Origin of the sequence: Streptomyces nigrescens (assembly GCF_027626975.1) — a bacterium.
Classification (GTDB): Bacteria; Actinomycetota; Actinomycetes; order Streptomycetales; family Streptomycetaceae; genus Streptomyces; species Streptomyces nigrescens.
The window spans coordinates 4,156,439-4,178,783 of record NZ_CP114203.1; the positions used below are offsets into that span (position 1 = coordinate 4,156,439).

The window sequence follows — 22,345 nt, forward strand, 5'->3', positions numbered from 1 at the left end:
CGGCGCGCCCCCGGGGCCGGTCCTCGGTCAGCCGTTGCCGGAGGCCAGTTCGCGGCTGCGGTCGCGGGCGGCCTCCAGGGCGGCGATGAGGGCGGCGCGTACGCCGTGGTTCTCGAGTTCGCGGATGGCGTTGATGGTGGTGCCGGCCGGGGAGGTGACGTTCTCGCGGAGCTTGACGGGGTGTTCACCGCTGTCGCGGAGCATCACGGCGGCGCCGATGGCGGCCTGGACGATGAGGTCGTGGGCCTTGTCGCGGGGCAGGCCGAGGAGGATGCCGGCGTCCGTCATGGCCTCGACGAGGAAGTAGAAGTAGGCCGGGCCGGAGCCGGAGAGCGCGGTGCAGGCGTCCTGCTGGGACTCCGGGACGCGGAGGGTCTTGCCGACGCCGGAGAAGATCTCCTCGGCGCGGGTGAGGTGTGTGCCGTTGGCGTGGCTGCCGGCGGAGATGACGGACATCGCCTCGTCGACGAGGGCGGGGGTGTTCGTCATGACCCGGACGACGGGGGTGCCGGCGGCCAGGCGCTCCTCGAAGTACGAGGTGGGGATGCCGGCGGCGCCGCTGATGACCAGGCGGTCGGCGGGGACGTGCGGGGCCAGCTCCCGCAGGAGGGTGCCCATGTCCTGGGGCTTGACGGTGAGGATGAGGGTGTCGGCGGACTTGGCGGCCTCGGCGTTGCTGACCGCTTCGACGCCGTAGCGCTCATGGAGCTGTGCGGCGCGTTCCGGGCGGCGGGCGGTGACCAGGAGGTCGGAGGGTGCCCAGCCGCCTCGGATCATTCCGCTGAGCAGGGCTTCGCCGATTTTTCCGGTGCCGAGTACTGCGACCTTCTGGGTCATCGTGCGGGTTCACCTTTCCGCTGCGCTGGGCTTTTCCCGGCCATCCTCGCACCGTGGGGGTTCCGCTTCGGGTTCGGCCGCCCCGCCGTGGGCGGCGTACGGCGTCACTTCGTACGGCGGCGGAGGGTGGCGGCGCCGAGGGCGAGGACGAGGAGGGCGCAGGCGGTGACGATGACCGTGTCGCGGACGAAGTCGCCGGTGATGTCGGGGTGTGCGAGGACCTCGTTCATTCCGTCGACGGCGTAGGACATCGGGAGGGCGGCGGAGAGCGCTTCCAGGGCCGGCTGCATGGTGTCGCGCGGGGTGAACAGGCCGCAGAGCAGCAGTTGGGGCATCAGAACGGCGGGCATGAACTGGACGGCCTGGAATTCGGAGGCGGCGAAGGCCGAGACGAACAGGCCGAGGGCGGTGCCGAGGAGGGCGTCGAGGACGGCCACCAGGAGGAGCAGCCAGGGGGAGCCGGTGACGTCGAGGCCGAGGAGCCAGAGGGACAGGCCGGTGGCGAGGGCGGACTGCACGATGGCGAGCAGGCCGAAGGCGAGGGCATAGCCGCTGATCAGTTCGGCCTTGCCGAGGGGCATGGCGAGCAGGCGTTCCAGGGTGCCCGAGGTGCGTTCGCGGAGGGTGGCGATGGAGGTCACCAGGAACATCGTGATCATCGGGAAGATGCCGAGGAGGGAGGCGCCGATGCTGTCGAACGTCTCCGGGCGGGCGTCGAAGACGTAGCGGAGCAGGGCGATCATCACGCACGGGACGACGAGCATCAGCGCGATGGTGCGGAGGTCGTGGCGCAGCTAGCGCAGGACCCGGGCGGCGGTGGCCAGGGCGCGGGACGGGGAGAAGGGCGCGGGGGTGGGGTGCGGTGCGCCCTCCGTCTGCCGGGCGCCTTCGTTGTGCGGGGCGCCGTCGGTGTGCGGTGTGGTGGTCATCGCGCCGGCTCCTGGGGAGTGGTGGGGTGCGCCGGTTCCGGTGGCCGGGTGGCCGCCGCCTCGGCCTCGTCGACCAGATGGAGGAAGGCGGCCTCGACGGTGTCGGAGCCGGTGCGGTCACGGAGAGCGTCGGGGGTGTCTCCCCCGGACTCCGTCGTCGAGGTGCCCCCGGCGAGCAGGCGGCCCTCGCGCAGCAGGAGCAGCCGGTGGCAGCGCTCGGCCTCGTCCATGACGTGCGAGGAGACGAGAAGGGTGGTGCCGCGGTCGGCGGCGAGGGTGTGGAAGAGGTGCCACAGGTCGCGGCGGAGGACGGGGTCCAGGCCGACGGTGGGCTCGTCGAGGACGAGGAGTTCGGGGGCGCCGAGCAGGGCGACCGCGAGGGAGGCACGGCTGCTCTGGCCGCCGGAGAGGTTGCCGGCGAGGGCGCCGGCGAGGCGGGTGAGGTCGACGTCCTCGATGGCGCGGGTGACGCTCTCGCGGCGGCGGCCGCGGGCGGACCGGCCGGGGTGCAGGACGGCGGCGAAGTAGTCGAGGTTCTGGCGGACGGTGAGGTCGTCGTATACGGACGGGTCCTGGGTGACATAGCCGATGCGGGCGCGCAGCCGGAGGTCGCCCGCGGGGTGGCCGAGGACGTCGAGGGTGCCGGTGACCTTGGCCTGGGTGCCGGCGATGGCGCGCATGAGGGTGGATTTGCCGCAGCCCGAGGGGCCGAGCAGACCGGTGACCCGGCCGCGGGGCACGTCGAAGGCGAGGGCGTCGAGGACGGTCCGGCCGCCCCGGACGACGGTGAGACCGCGGGCGTGGACGGCGGGGTCACGGCCACAATTCATCATGCGATGAATAATCCTCCCGGCGGCGCGGGGACGTCAAGGCCGATGACGAAGCGGGTGGCCGGAAGGAGGGGCGCGGGCGGGCCGTTGGGCCATTGGGGTGGTGATCCGGCCAGGCGTGGTGCAGAAGGGGCGCATGGTGGGGATCTACGCGCACCGGCGGGCGCCGTAGTGAAAAGATCCGGCCGTTCTTGGTCGATAACTCCGCGTTTACAGGGTGGTTACAAACCGACTTGCGGTCCTGCGCGCCCGCTTGGACACAATGGGATGACCTGTCCAGCCGCGCCGGAAGGGGCGACGATGGCGAAGATCCGGGTTCGCGGCCTCGGCCGGCTCCTGTTGATCGTCATGGCTGTCCTGCTGGCCTTGCCCATGGGCGCGGATGGTGTGTACGGAGAGCGCGCGACGGCCGCCCCGGCCTCGACCGGCGCCGGCCGTACCGGTTCCCCGGGCACCGCGCCCTGGGCGTCGGACCCCGCCGAGAATGAGGAATCCGGCAGCGACCGCTGCCCACCGCGCCGCGACGGGCGGTCCACGGCCTCGGTGTCCGCGCCGACGCCACCGTTCACCACCGTCTCGACCACCGCACCGGTACGGACCGAGGGCGGGCTGCGCCTGACCGCCCCGCTGACCGGCCGGCGTGCCGTACCCGTGTCGAGATCCGGTGAACTGCCGGTCCAGCACCTCGTCTTCCGCTGCTGAGCGCTCAGAGCTGCCCCCAAGGGCCTCCCCCGGCCCGCGCATCCGACGGATCCAGCCGTCATTTCCCCATGGCGCGCACCGCGCGGCAGTGCGTGGCAGCCGGCGATCGCAGACACCAGTGCAGACGATCGCCGGCCGGCTGCCCGTACCGCCCCGCGTCCGCTCGTGCGTATCCGTGCGTACTCGTGCGCCACCGCATCTCGCACTCGCTGGAGGCATCCCCATGCGTAGGTTCCGTATTGCCCGACAACATCTGTCCCGGCCCTCCATACCGTCACGGGAAACGCTGTCGGTCTGGCGCGCCGATTTCACCTCCTCGCTGGTCGTCTTTCTCGTCGCCGTCCCGTTGTGTGTCGGGGTGGCCGTCGCCTCCGGGGTGCCGGCCGAACTCGGGCTGGTCACCGGAATCGTCGGCGGGTTGCTCACCGGGTTACTTCCCGGCAGCAGTCTGCAGGTCAGCGGTCCGGCCGCCGGGCTGACCGTGCTCGTCTACGAGGCCGTGCAGGAGTACGGGCTCGGCACGCTGGGTGCGCTGGTGCTGATCGCCGGGGCGCTGCAGCTGGTCATGGGGGCGCTCCGGCTGGGGCGCTGGTTCCGGGCCATCTCCGTGGCGGTCGTCCAGGGGATGCTCGCGGGCATCGGGCTGGTGCTGATCGCCGGGCAGTTGTACGCCCTGGTGGACGCCCGTCCGCCGGGCAACGGGCCGGCGAATCTGGGCGGGCTGCCGGACCTCGCGATGGACACCATCGGATCCGACACGGCGCTGGCGGCACTGGCCGTCGGCGCGGGAACCATCGCGCTGCTGGTGCTGTGGCCGAAGTGGCAGCGGGCGGCGCGGGTGCTGCCGGCGCCGCTGGTGGCGGTGGCCCTGGCGACGGTCGCGGTGTTCGTGCTCGACATGCCGGTGGCCCGGGTCGAAGTGGCGGGCCTGCTGGAAGTGATTCAGCCGCCGGGCGGCGCGGACTTCGCGCGGCTGACGGAGGCGGGGGCGGTGGCCGGTGCGCTGGGCACGGTGCTGGCGTTCACCCTGATCGCGTCGGCGGAGTCGCTGTTCAGCGCGGCCGCGGTGGACCGGCTGCACGACGGGCCGAAGACCGATTACGACAAGGAGCTGATGGCGCAGGGCGCCGGCAACACGGTCTGCGGGCTGCTCGGCGCGCTGCCGATGACCGCGGTGATCGTCCGCAGCGCCGCGAATGTGCACGCCGGGGCACGGACGAAGGCCTCGCGGGTGCTGCACGGGGTGTGGCTGCTGGTCTTCGCGGCGGCGTTCCCGGCGGCGCTGGGCGTGGTGCCGCTCGCGGCGCTGGCGGGCGTACTGGTACATGCGGGCGTCAAGTTGCTCCCGGTGAAGCAGTGGCGTCCGCTGTGGCGGGAGCACCGGGGTGAGGCCGTGGTGCTCGCCGCGACGGCGGTGGCGATCGTGGCCACCAACATGTTCGAGGGGGTACTGCTCGGGCTGCTGATGGCGGTCGCCAAGTCGGCGTGGGAGACCTCGCACGTCCACCTGGAGATCGTGGGGCTGGACGAGCCCGCGGGCCACGGTGAACCGGCCGTTCTGGGGCCCCGTCGCCCCATCCGCGTACGGGCCCTCGGCAATGCCACCTTCCTCCGGCTGCCCAAGCTGCTCGACCAGTTGGAGGCGTTGCCCAAGGACCGTGAGGTCCAGCTGGACCTGACCGGGCTGCGGCATCTCGACCATGCCTGCGCGGCCGCGCTCGGGGCCTGGGAGGAGCAGCGCCGCGGCCCCGGCGGGACCGCCCGGCAGGAAGCCCCGTCCGTCGCCCCGTAGGACACCTGTGTGAAAAGGGCCGGTGTGGGGACGGAAATGACCGTAAGGTCGGGACGCTGATGTCCGCGGACCCCGGGAGTGCTGTGAACCGCCGGCCTATTCGCAGTTGCGGTGCGACCGCCGCCCTCTCCGTCGCCCTGCTGCTCTCCTCGTGCACCAGCAGTGGTGCACGGGGGGTGGCGGGCAGCGGCGGAGTGGGCGATCCGCTGTTCCCGGCGCTCGGCAACGGCGGCTACCAGGTGCGCCATTACGGGCTCGACCTCGACTACGACATCAAGAAGCGGCATCTGGACGCGACCGCCGAGATCACCGCCGAGGCCACGGCGGATCTGCGGTCCTTCCAGCTCGACCTGCAGGGGCTGCGGGTGACGGACGTCCAGGTCGACGGCGAGGACGCGGAGTTCTCCCGTAAGGGACACAAGGTGATCGTGCGGCCGGACGAGTCACTCAGGAAGGGCGCGGAGTTCCGTACCCGCGTCGACTACGAGGGCACACCGCAGGAGTTGAAGGACCCGGACAAGTCGACCGAGGGCTGGGTCAAGACCCGCGACGGGGCGTTCGTCGTCGGTCAGCCGGCCGGTTCCATGACCTGGTTCCCCGGCAACAACCACCCCCGGGACAAGGCCACCTACGACTTCACCCTCACCGTGCCGAAGGGCTACACCGCCGTCGCCAACGGGGAGTTGAGGTCGGAGCGGACCGCCAAGGGACGCACCACCTTCCGGTGGCACAACGGCCGGCCGATGGCCAGCTATCTCGCGACGGCCACCATCGGCAGGTTCGAGGTCCACACCTCCCGTACGCCCGAGGGGCTGCCGCTGTATGTGGCGGTGGACCCGGCGGAGGCCAAGGCCAGCAAGGGGCCGCTGGAGAAGCTGCCCGAGATCGTGAAGTGGGAGAGCAAGCTCTTCGGGCCCTACCCCTTCTCCTCCGCGGGCGCGATCGTCGACGACACCCCGAAACGGATCGACTGGCTCGCCCTGGAGTCCCAGACCAAGCCGGTCTACGCGGGGGCGCCGGACACCGCCACCGTCGTGCACGAGATGGCCCACCAGTGGTTCGGTGACTCGGTGACGCCGAAGACCTGGGCGGACACCTGGCTCAACGAGAGCTTCGCGACCTACGCCGAGTGGCTGTGGGAGGAGCGCGAGGGCGGCAAGACCCCGCAGGAGCAGTTCGACGCGCTCTACGACGACACCAAGGACCCGAAGCGCTGGGCCTTCCCGCCGGGCAAACCGGGCAAGGCGAAGAACGTGACCGGCACCCCCGTCTACGAGCGGGGCGCGATGCTCCTCCAGGAGCTGCGCAACGCCGTCGGCGACAAGGCCTTCTTCACGATCCTGCGCGAATGGCCCGCCGAGTACCGCTACCGCAACGCCGATGCGCAGGACTTCATCGACTTCTGCCAGGAGCACACGGACGAGGACCTGGAGCCGCTGTTCAAGAAGTGGCTGTACGAGAAGGGGAAGCCGGAGCGGGAGGACTGAGGGGGCGGTGAGCGGGCCGGGGCCGGAACGCGGCTGACCTCGGACCGGCCCCTGGGTGAGCGGGCCGGGGGCCGGTTACGCGGGCCGGCCCCTGGACGTCCGTACTACCGTCCCGTCTAGCCGATCCCCGGGATCAGCGGGATGACGCCCGGGCGGCGGGCCGCGAGACGCAGGACGCGGACGGCGTTGCGGACCACCTGTTCCTTGACCCGGGCGGCCGGGCGGCCCGTCAGTACCCGTTCGCGCGGGGTGTCGTCGGCCCGTACCGACTGGATCAGGGCGTCGTGCCGGCCCAGGCTCACGCACTGCACGAAGAAGCCGTACGACAGCGGCCGGGGCGCGGCGCCGCGCAGCTCGGCGGCGATCGCGCCGGCGACGTGCGAGCCCGTGGGCAGCGCGGTGGCGCAGGCCATCCGCAGGGCGCCGGCGCGGGGCGTACGGGCCGCGGCCGCATCGCCCGCGGCATAGATGTCGGGGTGGCTGACCGAGCGGAGCATCGCGTCGACCCGGAGCCTGCCGGTGACCGGGTCGGTGACCAGACCCGCGTCGTGGGCGAGACCACCGGTGGCCCTCAGGGACCCGGCCCACAGCACGGCGTCGGCATCGACACCGTCCGCGTCGGCGATCTGGCGCCCCTCCTCGACGCGGACGCCCAACCGGTCGAGGACGGTACGGACATGGGCCCGGCCGCGGACCGACAGCCCGCCGCCGATCTCGCCGCCGGTGAGCAGCCGGACCTGCCATGCGGGGTGGGACTCGGCGATCTCGGTGGCCATCTCGATGCCGGTCAGCCCGCCGCCGACCACGGTCAGCGCACCCGGGCCGTCCAGCAGCCGCTTGTGGAGGGCGGCGGCGCTCTCAGCGGTGAAGGCCCTCTCGCCGATGCCGCGCGGGTCGGTGTGGCTGCCCAGGGCGTAGACGAGCCGGTCGTAGAGGAGGGTGCGGCCGCTGTCGGTGTGCACGGCGCGGGCGTCCGGGTCGAGGGAGGTGGCGCGGGCGGCAAGATGCTCGATGCCGGTGCCGTGCAGCATCCGGGCCCGGGAGTGGCTCACCTCGGGGCGGCCGGCGGCCAGTTCGTGCAGGCGGACGCGCTCGGTGAACCGGTCGCCGGGGTCGACCAGGGTCACCTGCGCGTACGGGGCGAGCCGGAGTGCGGCCATCGTCCCCGCGTAGCCGCCGCCGAGGACCACGACCCTCCCCCGTGCCGTGCGCCCTCGGGTGCCCCCTCGCTTCGCCACGCTCGTCATGCTGCCTCCTGTGGTCGGTCCGGGGCGCCGCGGTGGGTGGGCGGCGCCGTGAGGGGGACGATGTGGGGTGGTGGAGTGTGACATCGGGGTTGGCCGGTGGGGGTGGTCGGTGGGGGTGGTCGGTGGGGGTGGTCGGTGGCCCGTCGGCGGACCCGCGGCGGGCTCCCGGGGATGCGGGCGGTTGGCGACCGGTTGGCGACTGATTGGCGACTGATTGGCGACCGGCCGGATTACAGCCGGTCGAGGTCCAGGTGGGCGAGCTTGTCGGGGTTGGTGACGGCGTCCACCTCCGTGATCTGCCCGGCGTGGACGGTGAAGGCGAACACCCCGGACTGCTCGCCCGCCGGGTCGACGAAGACCAGCCCGGTGGCGCCGTTGACCTCCGCCAACGCCACCCGCAGCCCCTCCCGTTGGGCGCCACGCGTGACCAGGCCCTGCACGAAGCGGGCCACCTTCTCGCGGCCCAGCACCGGCCGGCGTGCGGCGGACACCTTGCCGCCGCCGTCCGAACGCCAGATGACCTCGGGGTCGAGGACGGACAGCAGCGCCTCGAAATCGCCCCCCATGACGGCCGAAAGGAAGGCCTCGACGGTGCGGCGGTGCTCGGCCCGGTCGACGGTGCGGCGCGGCGCCTCGGCCCGTACGCGCTTGCGGGCGCGGGAGGCCAACTGCCGTACGGAATCCGGGGTGCGGCCGACCGCCTCGGCGATCTCCGGGAAGGGGACCGAGAAGACGTCATGGAGGATGAAGGCGGTGCGTTCGGCCGGGGTGAGCCGTTCCAATACGGTCAGCAGCGCCATCCCGACCGATTCGTCGAGGGTGACCCGGTCCTCGGGGCCGCCCGGGCCCTCGGGGACCGCGCCGCCCAGGGGCAGCGGACCGCCGGTGCCGTGGAGCAGCGGCTCCGGCAGCCAGGGCCCGACGTAGGTCTCACGGCGGGCGCGGGCCGAGCCCAGCAGGTCGTAGCAGATGCGGCTGACGACGGTGGTGAGGTAGCCGCGCGGGCTGGCCACGGTCTGCTCGCCCGGTAGCGCCTGCCAGCGCAGCCAGGCCTCTTGGACGGCGTCATCGGCGTCGGTGACCGTGCCCATGATCCGGTAGGCGATGGCCCACAGCCGTCCGCGCTGCTCCTCGAACTGCGCGAGCCGGTCCCCGGCCGGGCCGTCCGCCACTCGTCCGGGCACACCCGCACCCGTCCCCGTCTCCGTCCCCGCCTTCTGCTCCTGCTCCGTCATCGTCCGCTCCCCTGCTGTCCGTTCCCGTCGGCGCGGCCGTCACCGCACGTACGGCTTCGCCGCGCCGGCCCTGCACCCCTTAGGACGGGGCGGGTGGCCGGAGTGTGACAGTCAGGTTGAGCGCGTAGGCCTCCTCGACGATGCCGTCCGGGAAGACGTCGTGCAGGGCGGCCCGCTCGGCGGCGAGGACGGGGGCGGCGGCAGCCGGGCCGATGGCGGAGAAGTACGAGCGGCTGCCCAGCATCGCGAGGTGGGTGTCGAGGGGGACGCGCCGGGTCCAGTGCAGGACCCGGGAGACGGGGCGCAGGCCGAGTCCGAGGCCGCGGATCAGGTCAGCGGCCTCCGGCGCAACGCTGTGGCTGTGGTAGTCCGGCAGGCGGCGGGCGATCCTGGCCTCCTGTGCGGCGGCCCAATTGACGTCCGGGTCGGGGATGTTCCACCACAGGGCGAGCGCGCCGCCGGGACGCAGCACCCTCAGCGCCTCCGGGACGGAGCGGGCCGGGTCGGTCCAGTGCCAGGCCTGTGCGTAGCCGACGAGGTCGAAGCCCGCGTCGTCACGGAACGGCAGCGCGTCGCCGAGGGCGCGGACGAGGGGGATGGCGGGGTGGGCGGTGCGCAGCTCGGTGGCCATGGCGGCGCCCGGCTCCAGGGCGGTGACCCGCGCACCGCGCTCGGCCAGCAGCCTGGTCGCGATACCGGTGCCTGCCCCGACGTCCAGCACCCGCGCCCCCGCCAGCGGTTGCCCGGCCAACTCCTCGATCGCGTCGAAGAGCGCCGGTGGGTAGCCGGGCCGGGCGGCGGCGTACTGGGCGGCCACCGCGTCGAAGGCTCGCGCGAGGGTGGCGTGGCGTGGTGGCGTCGCCGGCTGCAACGGCTGTGGTGTCAGGGGGAGTTGCTCCTGCTCGGATGGCTGCGGCATACGAGCCATCCTGCCTGGCGGCGAGGGGAGGGTGGGCGGTTTTGCGGGTTGGTGGTGGGGGGTGCCGCGTGGGCCTGGGCTGGTTGAGGCGGTGCGGGTTTGCCGTGGGCTGGCGCCGGTTCGCTGTCGCTTGGTGGGTGGTGGGTCGGAGGGGACGCCCGGTAACCCTCCCCCAGCCTTCGGCCGGGAGGTGCCCCCACGGCGCGGGCGACGCGGGTCCCGGAGGTTCTTCACCCCGTTGTTCGCTCCGGGTCCTGCGGGCGGCTCACCGGACATCCCCTCCGACCGCCGTACGTGCGCGGCTCTCCCGCCGTACCGATCACCGTTACGACCATGCGCGGCACCTCTTGGCAGGGACCTGGCCGGGCCACCCGCAGTTGGGCGCGGCCGGCATGGAGGTCGTGACGGACGGTGTCACCGGGCCGCAGCCGGCAACGCTGAACGGTTGGAGGGGATGTACCGGTGCCCGCCCGCAGGACTGGAGCGAACGCCGGGGTACTCAATCGCACGTAGCCGCGTCGCCCGCGCCGATGGGGGCACCTCCCGGCCGAAGGCTGGGGGAGGGTACCGGTGCGTCCCCTCCGACCCCCGCGGCAACCACACACCCCGCAAAACACCAGCCCCCACCAACCCGCAGAAGTCAGGCAACGGATCGGCCGCGCCACGAAGGGGCGCGGGGAACTGCGCGACCAGCCACAACCGCACCCGCAGACAAACAACGCCCCCGCAAAGCCCCGCCTCAGCGCCGCCTCTTCGGCCTGGGCTTTCTCGCGGCGGGGTTGCCGGTGCGGTTGCTGCGGCGGCGCTCATGGCGTTCGCGGGCCGCCGCGTACTCGGTGCGGCATAGCTTCTCCCCGGGTGCCTCGATAAGGCTTCGGCAGAAGTAGGCGAGCAGCGAACCGATGAAGCCGATGAACATCAGGCTCTGCGCGGACTTGTCGGCCGCACTCTCGGCGGCCGGGTCACGGCGGCGGACGAAGCCGTCCCAGGTGCGCCGGAAGGCCAGGGCACTGCAGATGGCGAAGCCGGCGACGACGAGGACGCCGACGAACGGGCCGACGGCGGCGATCTCCAGGCCCTGGAACGCGAAGCGCAGCACGGCCGCACCGGCCGCGGCCAGCGCGAGCGAGCCCACCGCGACGCCGGCCCGTCGCAGACCGTAGCCGCCGTCGTGGTGGAGCCAGGTGGTGCCGAAGAACCGGATGGCCTCCGGCTCGGGACCGCCGGACGCGGTGCCGCCGGGCTCCGGGCTCGCCGAGGGCCGCTGCTCATCGCTCATGGCATCGATTATCCCCGGCGGGCCCGGTCACCCCGGCGACCTGTGGTCCCGGGGTGCCCCCGCGCCTGGCCGTCGTCCACGGCCCCGCGGCGCGCTCCGTGCCTCAGCTCGTGCAGCGCTGCGCGACCATGCCGCTGCTGCCGGTGCGGACGTAGGTGTCGGAGATGTACTGGCCGGGCGCGATGTTGTCCCAGATGTCCGAGGTGCCGTACGGGCCGCTGACCTTCTCGCCGTACTGCTGGCAGCGGATCTGGATGGTCGCGCCCTCGGCGAGCTGCCGAACGACCGGGTAGTCGGTGCCGGGTCCCTTGCGGACCTTGACGCGGTAGCCGGGCGCGACGGGATAGGTGAGACCGCCCGCCGCGGCGGCGAGCGTCTGGCCGTCGGCCGCTTCCACGGCGCCCTGATGGTCCTGTGTGGTCATTTCGCGTTCCCCCGTTGATGATGACAGTGATGGTGATGGTGCCCGAGGGGCCGCTCGTGCCGCCGCTCGGTGCGGTCCTGCAACGCGCACGCTAGCAAGCCTCGTTCAACTCGTACGTACCATCGACTAGGCTCCGCGCGTCGCACTTGCGACCGAATGGCACGGGTAATGACACGGGGGTGGAACCATGCCATCGCTGCGCGATTCCGGCATCGGCCCGGAAGCGGAGCATCCGGAATACGCCGGCCAATACCGCCTGGAGGCGCGGCTCGGCTCCGGCGGCATGGGCGTGGTCCATCTGGCGCGCTCGTCCTCCGGGCTGCTGCTCGCGGTCAAGGTCATCCATGCCGAATTCGCCCAGGACCCGGAGTTCCGCGGGCGGTTCCGGCAGGAGGTGGCGGCCGCGCGGCGGGTCAGCGGGGCCTTCACGGCGCCCGTCGTTGACGCCGATCCGGATGCCGAACGCCCCTGGATGGCGACCCTCCACATTCCCGGCCCGACGCTCTCCGATCATGTGAAGCGGAATGGCCCGCTGGCGGTCGACGAGGTGCGGCGGCTGGCGTCGGGGCTCGCCGAGGCGCTACGGGACATCCATCGCGCCGGGGTGGTGCACCGCGATCTGAAGCCCGGAAATGTGCTGCTGGCCACAGATGGGCCGAAAGTCATCGACTTCGGCATCTCGCGGCCCTCCGACAGTGAAATGCGCACCGAGACCGGCAAGTTGATCGGTACGCCGCCCTTCATGGCACCCGAACAGTTCCAGCGGCCGCGTGAGGTGGGGCCGGCGGCGGATGTCTTCGCACTGGGTTCGGTGCTGGTGCATGCCGCCACCGGACGCGGCCCGTTCGACTCGGAGAGCCCGTATCTCGTCGCCTATCAGGTGGTGCACGACGAGGCCGATCTGGCGGGTGTGCCGCCGGAGTTGGTGCCGCTCGTAGAGAGCTGTCTGGCGAAGGATCCGGCGGACCGGCCGACACCGGACGCGCTGATGGAGCTGCTGCGGACGGACACACCCGCGGACGTACCGATCGGCGGCCTGCTGCCGGGCGGTGCCGTGGCAGGCGGTGCCCTGCCGGGCGGTGTCGTGCCTGGCGGTGTCGTGGCGGGTGACGCGGTGCCTTACGGCGCGGCCGCGGGCGAGGCGGTGACGGGTGAGGCGCTCCCCCACGGCGAAGTAGGGGGCACTTCGGCGCCCGGCCGCGTGGTGCCGCCGGCGCGGATACCGGAGCAGCGGCAGCCAATACAGCGCCGCCCGCAGCAGCCCCAGCCGCAGCCGGTACGGGCCGAGGCCACCCCGTCGCGCGCCGAGACCACGCACGTCCGCGCCCCCGCGCCCGTCGACCACCCCGACGGCCCCGGACTCCCCGGACTCCCCGGACTCCCCGGACTCCCCGACGATGCCGACCACCCCGGGCCCCCGGGGTGGCCCACTGCCCCGGCCGACTCCGCCACGCCCCACCACCCTGCCCGCTCCCGTACCCGTACCCGCCCCCGCTCCCGCTCCGGCTCTCGCCTCCGTGCCCGCCGCTGGCCTCTCTGGGCCGCCGTCGCCCTCGTCGTCACCGGAGCCGGCACGTACGCGGGCGTCCAGGCGCTCTCCCCGGGCGGCACCGGCCAGGACCCTGCCCTGCAGACCCACCCGTCGCGCAACGGCCGCGCCGACTTCCACCCGTGGCGCACCACCCTCGTCGAGCGCCCCAAGGGCTACGACGCCGAACTGCCGCACTGCACCACCGGTTCCGGCGCCGTCTTCTGCGGTCAGCCCGGCGTACTGGCCGCCCGGCTCGACCCGGACTCCGGCCGGGTGGCATGGCGGAGCAAGGACCGCACCGCCACCGGCAAGAACGCGGCGAAGAAGGCCGTGTCCCGCACGGCACCGGTGCTCTCCGGCGGATTGCTGTACATCTTCTCCAACGACGGCAGCCGGCTGCTGGCCCTCGACCCGTCGGCGGACGGCGAGGGCGCCACCCGCTGGAGCAAGGACGTCTCCGGGTACGAGGGCGGCGCCAAGGTCGTCGGCAACCGCATCCTGCTGGCCGCGGCGGACGGTACGGTCACCGCGCTGGACAGCACCACCCACCGGCAGCGCTGGCAGAAGCGGTTCCCGGGGCACCAGCTGCCGCTCTTCTCGTCGTTCGGCGACGCGCACACCGCCTACGCGGCCGAGGGCACCCCCGACGGGAAAGCCACCCAGGTCACCGCCATCGACCCGGCCGGCGGCAAGGTCCACTGGTCGCGGCGGCTGCCCGGCACGCTCGCCGTGGCCGGTTCCGGTGCGTCCGGGGCGCTCTATCTGACCGTCACCGACCCGACGCTCTCGTACCGCACCACCGCCGTCGTCCGCTACGACCCGGCCACCAGGCACAGCCGGCGCCTCAAACTGACCGCGCCGCTGGACGGTGCGTCCGCCGTGGTGCAGGGCGAGTCGGTGTATCTGCTGGCCGAGGGCGGCTCCCTGCAGGCCGTCGGCCGGCACAAATGGGACACCGAGACCTCGGTCAGCCGGGGCTCGGCGCCGGTGGTGAGCGACGGCCGGCTGTACTTCACAGCGGCGGACGGCCGGCTCCTCGCGGTCGACGCCACATCGGGTGAACTGCTGGGACAGACCCCGCCGCGGATGTCCGGCCGCCACAACGGCTTCGTGGAGACGCTCCCGGCCCCGCGTACGGACGGCCCGGGTGGCCGGGTCTATGCGGCGGCCCCGGACGGAACCGTCTTCGCGGCGGCGACGAAGGATCCGGCGGGCTGGTGACGGGAGGGCCCGCCGTCCTGGTGGCAGCGGCAGGCACAGGGCTCGCGCCGGACTCCGGGGACGGCAGCGGCCTCGGACACGGGGATGCCCTTGTCGCAGGCAGGATGCCTGCCGACATGGCACGCCGGAGAGACGTACGGGGCGCGCCCGCTCACCGGGCCGCCTGCTTGAGCACCGCGATGAGCTTGCGCGTCGTCTCCACGTTGCAGCGCCCCAACTCGACCAGGACACGCGGCGGTTCGTAGCCGTACGTCACCGGGTCGACCATCAGTGACGGCAGCACGATCCCGGTGCGCCGCAACACGGCGGCCAGCTCCTCACACACCGCTTCGGCCTCGGCCATGCCGTCGGCCGCCGCCCGTCGTTCCCTCGTCATGAGTGCCCGCTCCCGTCTGCCGTTTCCCTGCGTGAGACCCCGGAGCGCCACTACTGTGCGTGTTCCGGCCTTCACGAGAATGGCCCGGAAAAAGGGCGCGAATACCCCTTGCAGGTGGTATTTCGCCCGCACGCACCGTTAGTTCCACACCTTCCACGGAGGAGGTCGCCATGCCACCGAGGCGAGCGGTCACCGGTCGCAGCCAGGAGCCCCGCAAACGCTTCGTGGAAGAGCTGCGATTACTGCGCGCCCAGAAGGGCGACAGCCTCCGGCATCTCGGTGACGTACTGGGGTGGGACTGGTCGCTGTTCGGCAAGATGGAGAAGGGCGAGACCCTCGGCGGCCCGGAGGTCGCACAGGCCTTGGACCAGCATTACGGGACGCCGGGGCTGCTGCTGACGTTGTGGGAGTTGGCGCTCGGCGACCCGAGCCAGTTCCGCGAGCAATACCGGCGCTACATGGCACTGGAATCCGAAGCGGTGAGCCTTTGGCACTACGCCGTGGGCGTCCTGCCCGGTCTGCTCCAGACAGCGGAGTACGCACACGAAGTCCTCGTGGCAGGTGGCCTCAAGGGTACGGAGCTGACACGGCAGGTCGAAGCGCGCGTAGGGCGACGCGAGTTGATGACGAGCGAGGATCCGCCGCGGTTTCGCACCATCCTGTCGGAAACGGTGCTCCGTACGCCGCTGTGCAATGGACAGGCATGGCGAGAGCAGCTGCAGTACTTGGCCGCGGCTGCCGAGCAGCCGAACGTGACGCTCCAGGTGCTTCCTCACGGCGCCAGGCTGCATGCGCTGGCAAGTACGGACGTGATGTTTCTGCGACTGCTGGACGGACGCGCCGTGGCTTACACGGAGAGCGCCCTCCACGGCGAACTGGTCGAGGAAACAGGGCGGGTTGAGCGTCTGCAACGCGCGTACGATGCTGTTCGCGACCTCGCGTTGACCCCAGCCGAGACGCGGAAGTTCATCGGGCAGATGTTGGAGGAAGTGCCGTGCGAACCATCGACCTGAGCACCGTGACGTGGCGCAAGTCCAGCTACAGCAACTCCGACGGCGGCCAGTGCATCGAGGTCTCCGACGACCTCCTCACCGCCGCCACCTGGCGCAAGAGCAGCTACAGCAACCCGGACGGCGGCGCCTGCATCGAGGTGGCCGACAACTTCCCCGCCCTCGTCCCCGTACGCGACAGCAAGAACCCCCAAGGCCCCGCCCTCACCTTCGAGGCCTCCGCCTGGGCAACCTTCGTCACCGCCGTGAAGAACAGCGAACTCCACGGCGCCTGACGCCTCGCGCCCCTAAGGGACCGGCCCCCGTCGCTCGCCCGCAACGGGGGCCGTCCTCTGTTACGTGCTCATCACATGGCCATTGATTAACGTTCACATAAGTCCCTGAACGTTGCCCTTAAGTGCGCCTTATCCGTGCATTCCGGCCATCGGGCCGGTTCCCGCCCGCCTCTGCCTGCGGAGACACGTACATGAAGCTCAACTTGCACCGTCTGTGGGTCTTCGAGCAGGTCGTGGAGTGCGGGGGGTTCTCCGCCGCGGCGCGGAAGCTCTATATGAGCCAGCCCTCGGTCTCCCAGCATGTGCACAAGCTGGAAGTCTCCTTGCGTACCACCCTCATCGACCGGTCCGGTCCGCGCCTGCGGCTGACGGCTCAGGGCGCCGTGCTCCTCCAGTACGCCCAGCGGTTCTCGTCCCTCGCGCAGGAGACGGCGGCGGCCATCGACCAGCTATCGGGTGCCCCTTCGGGGCGCCTCGTAGTGGGCAGCACGGCCACCTACAGCAGCTATCTGCTCCTGCCGATGTTCGGCCGGTTCGCCGAGCTCTTTCCTGGTGTCGAGCGGCAGCTGAGGACCGGCAATACGACGGAGATCACCCGGCAGTTGACGGATGGAGAGGTGCGTCTGGCCGTTCTGCCCGGTGACCGGGCGGGAGCGTCACCGCATTACCGTGTGGAGCCGCTCCTGGAAGAGCAGCTGCTCCTTGTCGCACACCCGGGGCATCCGCTGGCCGGACACGCGGTGAGTCCGGCCGACCTCGCGCAGCAGCGCTTTCTGTTCCGGGAAGAGGGCTCCGCGACGCGCCGGGCCCAGGATGACGCCCTGGCCCTCTGGGGGCTGCCGCCCTCGCGGTGTCCTGGGGTCACGGGGAACGAGACGCTCAAGCAGGCGGCGGCCGCCGGTCTCGGTATCGCGGTGATGCCGCAGCGCTGCGTGACCCAGGAGTTGCGGGACGGGCATCTGGCGTTGCTCAGGCCCGACCCGGGGCTGCCCGCCTGCACCATCGTGCTGGCCACCGCCCGCGAGACCTCACTCTCGCCGGCCGAGCAGGAATTCGCTTCGCTGCTCCGCACCAAGGGTGATGCATAAGTGATCGCCTATGGCCGCCATACCCCGAAACAGGGTGTTTTCACAGCCGAAGTCCGTTGATGATTCGACCGTCGGCGCAAGGTGGGTCGACGGTCGAATCATCAAGGAACGAACAGGACACGGTGCTGATTGTGAACACTCTCAGATCGAGGGTTCTACGGGTGCGATTCCTGCTGATCGCATTCGCTGCGATGGCATTCACGGCCGGAATGATGTCGCCGCTGGGGGCAGTTCAGGCGCGAGCGGCGGACGGCGAGTGCACGACGGAGCTGGAGTGCCTGGTCGCCTACAGCAAGCTGGAGGCCCCCAACTGGCGGGTGCTGGACATCGGGCGCGGCTGGGGTGGTGACGGTATGGCAGCCCTCGGGAGCGCCTATGTCTACCCCAAGAACGGCAACGGCAGCGACAATCAGAGGTTCCAGTTCCGGAATACCGGCGACGGCAGCTTCCAGATGGTCGTCCGTGACAGCAAGAAGTGCGTATCGAGGGACAACCCGATTCAGCTGCGCGAGGTGGACTGCGCCAACAACGAGGACCAGAAGTGGTATCTCCAGCCGTCACCGTCCGGCGGGTTCATGATCCGCTCGGTGAAGGATGACATGTGCCTGAATGCCAGGGGCGGGCACTCCGGACAGAATTTCGTCTACCACTCGAACCAGGTGACCACCAACACCTGCGCCCAGGGTGACCAGGCCTCCTTCTTCAGCATCCAGGACATGTCGCTCCCGGAGGAGTCGGGCCACAACACTCAGGCCATGCGGACACTCGCGGCCGAGTACGCGATGACCAAGTGCGACAAGGACAAGTCCTACTGCAAGTGGGAGACCACGCAGCAGGGCGAGGCCGTCCCCGGGAACCCGATATGCCGCGGCAATCCCGTAAAGAACTCGGGGACGGAGCCCGCGACGACCAAGTTCGTCCAGTCGGAGACCAGCATCAACTCCGAAACCGTCGGAGGGTTCATCCAGAATTCCATCGAGTCGGGCGTGGAGCTGTCGCTCGGGAAGTCGGACGTGGCCTCGCTCAAGATCTCGCAGAAGTTCAGCCGGACCTGGCAGAGCAACTATGCCCGCACCACAGGTGAGCAGAAGACCTGGTCGCAGGAGGTGACACCCACTATTCCCGCCGGCCAGTGGGCATGGCTGGAAGAGCGGCCGATGACCCGGAAACTGACCGGGAAGTTCGTCTTCGGCATGAATGACTGGGCGCAGTGGGAGTTCAGCGGCGACAGCAACAACCCGATGGTCGCCAACATCGTTCTCGGTGGCGACGGAAGCAAGAACAACTCGCTGTGGGAGATCAAGACCGGTACGACCCCGCCGACGAGCTGCTGACAGCCACCTCGTAGCTCCCTTCAAGGGCTGTAGCCGAAAAAGCAAAGCAATGCGAAGCAAAGTGCCGGCGGTCGCATCCCGCGACCGCCGGCACCGTGCTGTGGACTGCTGTGTGCGCCCCGGCTCAGCCCAGCTTGCTCACATCGCGCACCGCGCCCTTGTCGGCGCTGGTGGCCATGGCCGCGTACGCGCGCAGGGCCTGGGAGACCTTGCGCTCGCGGCTCTTGGGGGCGTAGACGCCACCGAGGGCCTCGCGGCGGGCCGCCAACTCCTCGTCGCTGACGAGGAGTTCGATGCCGCGGTTCGGGATGTCGATGCGGATGCGGTCGCCGTCCTCGACGAGGGCGATGGTGCCGCCGGCCGCCGCCTCGGGGGAGGCGTGGCCGATGGACAGGCCGGACGTGCCGCCGGAGAAGCGGCCGTCGGTGACCAGTGCGCAGGTCTTGCCCAGGCCGCGGCCCTTGAGGAAGGACGTCGGGTAGAGCATCTCCTGCATGCCGGGGCCGCCCTTGGGGCCCTCGTAGCGGATGACGACGACGTCGCCCTCCTTGACCTGCTTCTTGAGGATCTTGTCGACGGCCTCCTCCTGCGACTCGCAGACCACGGCGGGGCCCTCGAAGGTCCAGATGGACTCGTCGACGCCGGCGGTCTTCACGACACAGCCGTCCTCGGCGATGTTGCCCTTGAGGACCGCCAGGCCACCGTCGACGGAGTAGGCGTGCGCCATGTCGCGGATGCAGCCGCCGGCCGCGTCCACATCGAGGGAGTCCCAGCGCTCGGACTGGGAGAAGGCGGTCGCGGAGCGCTTGCAGCCGGGGGCCGCGTGCCACAGCTCGACGGCCTCGTCGGAGGGGGAGCCGCCGCGCACGTCCCAGGTCTTGAGCCAGTCCTCGATCGAGGCGCTGTGGACGGTGTGCACGTCCTCGTTGAGCAGACCGCCGCGGTAGAGCTCACCGAGGATGGCGGGGATACCGCCGGCGCGGTGCACGTCCTCCATGTAGTACGTGCCGCCGGGGGCGACGTTCGGGGCGACCTTCGCCAGGCAGGGCACCCGGCGGGAGACGGCGTTGATGTCGTCCAGGTCGAAGCTCAGGCCGGCTTCCTGCGCCGCGGCGAGCAGATGCAGGATCGTGTTGGTCGAGCCGCCCATGGCGATGTCCAGGGCCATGGCGTTCTCGAAGGCGGCGCGGCTGCCGATGTTGCGCGGCAGGACGGTGTGGTCGTCCTCGTCGTAGTGCCGCTTGGTGATCTCGACGACCGTGCGGCCGGCGTTCTCGTACAGCGCCTTGCGGGCGGTGTGGGTGGCCAGCGTCGAGCCGTTGCCGGGCAGCGAGAGGCCGATGGCCTCGGTCAGGCAGTTCATCGAGTTGGCGGTGAACATGCCCGAACAGGAACCGCAGGTCGGGCAGGCGTTCTCCTCGATGCGGAGGATGTCCTCGTCGGAGATCTTGTCGTTGACGGCGTCGGAGATCGCGTCGACCAGGTCGAGGGTGCGGACGGTGCCGTCGACGAGGGTCGTCTTGCCGGACTCCATCGGGCCGCCGGAGACGAAGACGGCCGGGATGTTGAGCCGCATCGCGGCCATCAGCATGCCGGGCGTGATCTTGTCGCAGTTGGAGATGCAGATCAGCGCGTCCGCGCAGTGCGCCTCGACCATGTACTCGACGGAGTCGGCGATCAGGTCGCGGGAGGGCAGGCTGTAGAGCATGCCGCCGTGGCCCATCGCGATGCCGTCGTCGACCGCGATGGTGTTGAACTCACGCGCGATACCGCCCGCGGCGTGGATCGCCTCGGAGACGATCCGGCCGACCGGCTGGAGGTGGGTGTGGCCGGGCACGAACTCGGTGAAGCTGTTGGCCACCGCGATGATCGGCTTGCCGAAGTCCTCGCGCGCTACGCCGGAGGCCTGCATAAGGGCTCGGGCGCCGGCCATGTTGCGGCCATGGGTAACGGTGCGGGACCTCAGATCAGGCACGATGGGTCACTCCCTCGGGATCGTCCGTACGACCGCCGGTGCCGGTACCCGGCCCCCTGGCCGCGTACCGGGCGGCGTCATATATCAGCTCCTGTCGAGATTACGCTTCTGATCCAAGATCTGGACAGCCTCTCCGGCATGTGAGACGGCTGACCGTAGTGCGGACAGCGGATCGGGGGGAGTTCTCGCAGGTCGGGGGCTTCGGCGGGCCGATGAGGCGCCTCGGGGGGCGCTTGTCAGGGCTGCGTCAGGGCTGACAAACAGGGCTGCGTCACGGCTGGGTCAGATACCGCTGGAGGGTCGGCGCGACCATGGCGATGATCTCCTCCGGGTCCGCGGAGGCGACCGGGTCCATCTTGATCACATAGCGCAGCACGGCGATCCCCATCAGGTGCCCGGCGGCCAGCTGTACCCGGAACTCCGGGTCGGGGACGTCCAGTTCACCCGCGACCCGCTGGAGCATCCGCCGCTCGATGAGGCCTCGCAGCACGGCCGCGGCGGTGTCGTTGGTCAGCGCCGAGCGCATGATCGCCAGCAGCGGCTGCCGGCTGACCGGGTTCTCCCAGATGCCGAACATGAAGCGGGCCATCCGCTCGCCCACGTCCGCACCGCCGCCCGCGAGGGCGTCCGGCATGGTCAGCGCGGGCGCGAAGGTCAGCTCGATGGCCGCCGCGAAGACCTGCTCCTTGGTGCCGAAGTAGTGGTGGACCAGCGCCGCGTCCACCCCGGCCGCCTTGGCGATACCACGCACCGAGGTCTTGTCGTAGCCGCGCGCGGCGAACTCCGTACGGGCCGCGGCCAGGATGCGGTCCCGGGCGCCGGGACCGGCCTCGGCGGCGGCGCGGGCCGGGCGGCCCCGGCGGCGGGCCGGTGGGGGCGGCGTACCGGGCGCCTCGTCCCGGCCACCGCTCACGAGCCGGGGACCCTGTTCGGTGAGGCGAGATGCAGCCGGGTGAAGGCCAGCGCCTCGGCCAGGTCGGCCTCGCGTTCGGCGGCGGACATCGCCCGCCGGGTGTTGACCTCGACCACCACATGGCCGTCAAAACCGCTCGCGGCCAGCCGCTCCAGCACCGCGGCGCAGGGCTGGCTGCCGCGCCCCGGCACCAGATGCTCGTCCTTGGCGGAGCCGTTGCCGTCGGCGAGGTGGACATGCGCCAGCCGGTCACCCATCCGCCCCACCATCTCCAGCGCGTCATTGCGCGCGGTGGCGGTGTGCGACAGGTCGACGGTGAAGTGCCGGTAGTCGTCGTTGGTGGGGTCCCAGTCGGGCGCGTAGGCGAGCATCTCGCGGTCGCGGTAGCGCCACGGGTACATGTTCTCGACGGCGAATTTCACGTCCGTCTCGTGCGCCATCCGCCACACCCCGCGGACGAACTCGCGCGCATAGCTGCGCTGCCAGCGGAACGGCGGGTGCACGACCACCGTGGAGGCGCCCAGCTTCTCCGCGGCGTTGCGGGCGCGCTGCAGCTTGACCCACGGGTCGGTGGACCAGACCCGCTGGGTGATCAGCAGACACGGCGCGTGGACGGCCAGCACCGGCACGCCGTGGTAGTCCGAGAGCCGGCGCAGCGCGTCGATGTCCTGGCTGACCGGATCGGTCCACACCATGACCTCGACGCCGTCGTAGCCGAGGCGCGCGGCGATCTCGAAGGCCGTCGCCGTCGACTCCGGATACACCGAGGCCGTGGACAGCGCGACCTTCGCATCCGGGATGCGCACCACTGGCTCTGTCACGAAGGACAGCGTACGGGCCGGGGCTGTGCGCGGGGCAGGAGGTCCGGACGGCCGCGCCCCGCCGCCGGGCGCCCGTCCCCATGGGCGGGGAGGCCGGAACGGGCGCTACCGGGGCGACAC

At 71.3% G+C, this 22,345-nt stretch carries 21 protein-coding genes; 8 read left to right on the top strand and 13 right to left on the bottom strand.

Features of this window, described 5'->3' with window-relative positions; genetic code table 11:
- Nucleotides 1-27 precede the first annotated feature (27 nt).
- From proC to STRNI_RS18545, 4 genes are all read right to left on the bottom strand, one after another.
- Nucleotides 28-837 (bottom strand): pyrroline-5-carboxylate reductase, encoded by an 810-nt coding sequence (proC, locus tag STRNI_RS18530; protein ID WP_018093026.1) that lies wholly within the window; start codon nt 835-837, stop codon nt 28-30.
- A 104-nt stretch (nt 838-941) separates the two neighbouring features.
- On the bottom strand, nt 942-1,631 hold the full coding sequence (locus tag STRNI_RS18535) for an ABC transporter permease (protein WP_277413279.1): 690 nt from the start codon (nt 1,629-1,631) through the stop codon (nt 942-944).
- Nucleotides 1,632-1,766, bottom strand: a complete 135-nt coding sequence (locus STRNI_RS18540; protein WP_277411618.1) for a hypothetical protein — start codon at nt 1,764-1,766, stop codon at nt 1,632-1,634.
- Nucleotides 1,763-2,599, bottom strand: a complete 837-nt coding sequence (locus tag STRNI_RS18545; protein WP_277411619.1) for an ABC transporter ATP-binding protein — start codon at nt 2,597-2,599, stop codon at nt 1,763-1,765. The genes STRNI_RS18540 and STRNI_RS18545 overlap by 4 nt, the downstream gene beginning before the upstream one ends.
- A 297-nt stretch (nt 2,600-2,896) precedes the next feature.
- Between STRNI_RS18545 and STRNI_RS18550 the strand changes: the two genes are divergently transcribed.
- The 3 genes from STRNI_RS18550 to STRNI_RS18560 all read left to right on the top strand — a co-directional run bounded on the left by STRNI_RS18550 (nt 2,897) and on the right by STRNI_RS18560 (nt 6,577).
- Nucleotides 2,897-3,298 (top strand): hypothetical protein, encoded by a 402-nt coding sequence (locus STRNI_RS18550; RefSeq protein WP_109891754.1) that lies wholly within the window; start codon nt 2,897-2,899, stop codon nt 3,296-3,298.
- Nucleotides 3,299-3,521: 223 nt separating this feature from the next.
- Nucleotides 3,522-5,090, top strand: a complete 1,569-nt coding sequence (locus STRNI_RS18555; protein ID WP_018093022.1) for a SulP family inorganic anion transporter — start codon at nt 3,522-3,524, stop codon at nt 5,088-5,090.
- A gap of 59 nt (nt 5,091-5,149) precedes the next feature.
- The gene (locus tag STRNI_RS18560; protein ID WP_277411620.1) at nt 5,150-6,577 is read left to right on the top strand and encodes a M1 family metallopeptidase; all 1,428 of its coding nucleotides are present in this window, start codon (nt 5,150-5,152) and stop codon (nt 6,575-6,577) included.
- 116 nt (nt 6,578-6,693) lie between these two features.
- On the opposite strand, the gene STRNI_RS18565 is transcribed toward STRNI_RS18560, so the two are convergent.
- The 5 genes from STRNI_RS18565 to STRNI_RS18585 form a co-directional block, all read right to left on the bottom strand.
- Nucleotides 6,694-7,824, bottom strand: coding sequence for an NAD(P)/FAD-dependent oxidoreductase (locus STRNI_RS18565; protein ID WP_277411621.1), 1,131 nt, complete (start codon nt 7,822-7,824; stop codon nt 6,694-6,696).
- A 230-nt stretch (nt 7,825-8,054) separates the two neighbouring features.
- A complete protein-coding gene (sigJ, locus tag STRNI_RS18570; protein WP_229838053.1) occupies nt 8,055-9,059 on the bottom strand; it encodes an RNA polymerase sigma factor SigJ in 1,005 nt (334 codons plus the stop codon).
- A 79-nt stretch (nt 9,060-9,138) separates the two neighbouring features.
- Entirely contained in the window at nt 9,139-9,978 is an 840-nt protein-coding gene (locus STRNI_RS18575; protein ID WP_277411622.1) for a class I SAM-dependent methyltransferase, read from the bottom strand.
- 739 nt (nt 9,979-10,717) lie between these two features.
- Nucleotides 10,718-11,257, bottom strand: coding sequence for a hypothetical protein (locus STRNI_RS18580; RefSeq protein WP_277411623.1), 540 nt, complete (start codon nt 11,255-11,257; stop codon nt 10,718-10,720).
- A 103-nt stretch (nt 11,258-11,360) separates the two neighbouring features.
- On the bottom strand, nt 11,361-11,681 hold the full coding sequence (locus STRNI_RS18585) for a peptidase (protein WP_266450528.1): 321 nt from the start codon (nt 11,679-11,681) through the stop codon (nt 11,361-11,363).
- 187 nt (nt 11,682-11,868) lie between these two features.
- Here STRNI_RS18585 and STRNI_RS18590 point away from each other — a divergent pair, with 187 nt between their 5' ends.
- The gene (locus tag STRNI_RS18590) at nt 11,869-14,433 is read left to right on the top strand and encodes a serine/threonine-protein kinase (RefSeq protein WP_277411624.1); all 2,565 of its coding nucleotides are present in this window, start codon (nt 11,869-11,871) and stop codon (nt 14,431-14,433) included.
- A 151-nt stretch (nt 14,434-14,584) separates the two neighbouring features.
- Here STRNI_RS18590 and STRNI_RS18595 read toward each other — a convergent pair whose 3' ends face one another.
- Complete coding sequence (locus STRNI_RS18595) at nt 14,585-14,809, bottom strand: hypothetical protein (RefSeq protein WP_239471965.1); 225 nt, start codon at nt 14,807-14,809, stop codon at nt 14,585-14,587.
- 170 nt (nt 14,810-14,979) lie between these two features.
- On the opposite strand from STRNI_RS18595, the gene STRNI_RS18600 reads away from it, so the two are divergent.
- The 4 genes from STRNI_RS18600 (at nt 14,980) to STRNI_RS18615 (ending at nt 18,516) form a co-directional block, all read left to right on the top strand.
- On the top strand, nt 14,980-15,822 hold the full coding sequence (locus STRNI_RS18600; protein WP_266450532.1) for a DUF5753 domain-containing protein: 843 nt from the start codon (nt 14,980-14,982) through the stop codon (nt 15,820-15,822).
- Nucleotides 15,804-16,094 carry a DUF397 domain-containing protein gene (locus STRNI_RS18605; RefSeq protein WP_277411625.1) on the top strand — a complete coding sequence of 97 codons (291 nt, stop codon included), beginning with the start codon at nt 15,804-15,806 and terminating at the stop codon, nt 16,092-16,094. The genes STRNI_RS18600 and STRNI_RS18605 overlap by 19 nt, the downstream gene beginning before the upstream one ends.
- A gap of 191 nt (nt 16,095-16,285) precedes the next feature.
- Nucleotides 16,286-17,182 (top strand): LysR family transcriptional regulator, encoded by an 897-nt coding sequence (locus STRNI_RS18610; protein ID WP_277411626.1) that lies wholly within the window; start codon nt 16,286-16,288, stop codon nt 17,180-17,182.
- A gap of 191 nt (nt 17,183-17,373) precedes the next feature.
- The gene (locus tag STRNI_RS18615) at nt 17,374-18,516 is read left to right on the top strand and encodes an RICIN domain-containing protein (RefSeq protein ID WP_277411627.1); all 1,143 of its coding nucleotides are present in this window, start codon (nt 17,374-17,376) and stop codon (nt 18,514-18,516) included.
- Between the two features lie 124 nt (nt 18,517-18,640).
- Here STRNI_RS18615 and ilvD read toward each other — a convergent pair whose 3' ends face one another.
- The 3 genes from ilvD to STRNI_RS18630 all read right to left on the bottom strand — a co-directional run bounded on the left by ilvD (nt 18,641) and on the right by STRNI_RS18630 (nt 22,225).
- Complete coding sequence (gene ilvD, locus STRNI_RS18620) at nt 18,641-20,491, bottom strand: dihydroxy-acid dehydratase (RefSeq protein WP_159486891.1); 1,851 nt, start codon at nt 20,489-20,491, stop codon at nt 18,641-18,643.
- A gap of 271 nt (nt 20,492-20,762) precedes the next feature.
- Nucleotides 20,763-21,404 (bottom strand): TetR/AcrR family transcriptional regulator, encoded by a 642-nt coding sequence (locus STRNI_RS18625; protein WP_148589877.1) that lies wholly within the window; start codon nt 21,402-21,404, stop codon nt 20,763-20,765.
- Nucleotides 21,401-22,225 (bottom strand): sugar phosphate isomerase/epimerase family protein, encoded by an 825-nt coding sequence (locus tag STRNI_RS18630; protein WP_174876353.1) that lies wholly within the window; start codon nt 22,223-22,225, stop codon nt 21,401-21,403. Before STRNI_RS18630 ends, STRNI_RS18625 begins: the two co-directional genes overlap by 4 nt.
- Nucleotides 22,226-22,345 lie beyond the last annotated feature (120 nt).